Annotated in this window: 1 protein-coding gene; it reads left to right on the forward strand. The window is 73.1% G+C overall.

The genetic code is table 11. The annotated features are described in order from the left end of the window. Positions 1–315: 315 nt before the first annotated feature. The gene (gene paaN / locus FNQ90_RS21045) at positions 316–2,019 is read left to right on the forward strand and encodes a phenylacetic acid degradation protein PaaN (protein ID WP_182607794.1); all 1,704 of its coding nucleotides are present in this window, start codon (positions 316–318) and stop codon (positions 2,017–2,019) included. Positions 2,020–2,032: the final 13 nt, after the last annotated feature.

Consider the following 2,032-nt stretch of genomic DNA (forward strand, 5'->3'; position numbering starts at 1 on the left):
CCGGCGCCCTCCGCCCTCCCGGCCATGACCGACCCCTCCCGTTCCCGTCCCGTGTCTCCGCGATCGTCGCCCGGCCGAAGGGTACGCGGCAGGCGCACCGTTTCCCGACCGGCACCGGGTGATGTGCGTCGCGTCCCGGACCGGACCCCTGACATACCGACCGGTCGGATGAGACCCTTCTCCCGGCACGACGGGAGAGTCGGCGCGCCGGGTTGTCCACAGCCCCTTGCCCCGACCGACCGTTCGGTTGCAGTATCGACCACGCTCCGCAGAGAAGCCAGTTCAGCCCCCGCCCACCGAGGAGATGGCCCACCCATGACCCCTTCGCTCACGGCCGCGCGACTGGCCGAGCGGCACCGCGGCACCCTGGACACCGCCCTGGAGACGACGCGCACCCGGGTCCACTGGTCCCCCCACCCCGAGAACCCCAAGGCATACGGCGGTGAGAACACCGCCGTTCCCGGCTCGCAGAGCGTCCCGGAGGGCGCGGCGGCGTTCGAGGCCCTGCGCGACACCCCCTTCGACCTCGACCAGCCCGCCCTCGCCGACCGGGTGGGCGACGAGATCTCCCCCTACGGCTTCCGGCTGGGCATCGACTACCCCCGCGCCGACCTCGAGGCCCTGCTGCCCGCGATGCGCGCCGCGATGCCGGGCTGGCGCGCGGCCGGGCCCGAGCTGCGCGCCCTGGTGTGCGTGGAGATCCTCGCCCGGCTCAACGCCCGCACCCCCGAGATCGCCCACGCGGTCATGCACACCACCGGTCAGGCGTTCATGATGGCCTTCCAGGCCGGTGGGCCGCACGCCCTGGACCGCGGTCTGGAGGCCGTCGCCCGGGCCTACGACGAGCAGACCCGACTGCCGGAGCGGATGCGCTGGGCCAAGCCCGACAAGCGCGGCCCGGTCGAGCTGGACAAGGAGTTCGTGCCGGTGGGGCGCGGCGTCTCGCTGCTCATCGGCTGCAACACCTTCGTCACCTGGAACGGCTACCCCGGCCTGTTCGCCTCCCTGGCCACCGGCAACCCGGTCCTGGTCAAGCCGCACCCGCGGGCCGTGCTGCCGCTGGCGCTCACCGTGCGGATCGCCCGCGAGACCCTCGCCGAGGCCGGTTTCGACCCCAATCTGGTGGCGCTGGCGGCCGAGGGCGACGGCGAGGGCATCGCCAAGGAGCTGGCCCTGCGCCCCGAGGTCCGGATCATCGACTACACCGGCTCGGCATCCTTCGGCGAGTGGCTGGAGGGCAACGCGACGCAGGCGCAGGTCTACACCGAGAAGGCCGGTGTCAACACCGTCGTCATCGACTCCACCGACTCCTACCGCGCCATGCTGGGGAACCTGGCCTTCTCCCTGAGCCTGTACAGCGGGCAGATGTGCACCACCCCGCAGAACCTCCTCATCCCCCGCGACGGCATCGACACCGACGAGGGCCGCAAGACCTTCACCGAGGTCACCGCCGACCTCGCCGCGGCCGTGGACAAGCTGCTGGGCGACGACGCCCGGGCCGCCGCCGTGCTCGGCGCCGTGGTCAACCCACAGGTGCTCGAACGCATCGAGAAGGCCCCCGAGCAGGGCGAGGCCGTGCTCACCTCCCGGGCCGTGCCGCACGCCGACCACCCGGACGCCACCATCCGGACCCCGGTCTCCGTCGCGCTGGACGGCTCCTCGGCGGACGCGGAGGGGGTGCACCAGGCCGAGTGCTTCGGGCCGGTCTCCTTCGCCGTGGCCACGGACTCCACCGCCGACTCGATCGCGCTGCTGCGCCGCACCGTCCGCGAGCGCGGCGCGATGTCCGTCGGCGGGTACACCACCTCCCCCGAGGTGGAGCGGGAGCTGGTGGAGGCCTGCCTGGACGAGTGCGCCCAGCTGTCCCTCAACCTCACCGGCTCGGTCCTGGTCAACCAGACCAGCGCCTTCTCCGACCTGCACGGCTCGGGCGGCAACCCGGCCGCGAACGTGGCCCTGGTGGACGCCGCCTTCATCGCCAACCGGTTCCGCACGGTGGAGATCCGCCGCCAGGCCTGACCCCCTCCCGGCC

This window comes from Streptomyces alkaliphilus (assembly GCF_014141535.1).
GTDB lineage: Bacteria > Actinomycetota > Actinomycetes > Streptomycetales > Streptomycetaceae > Streptomyces > Streptomyces alkaliphilus.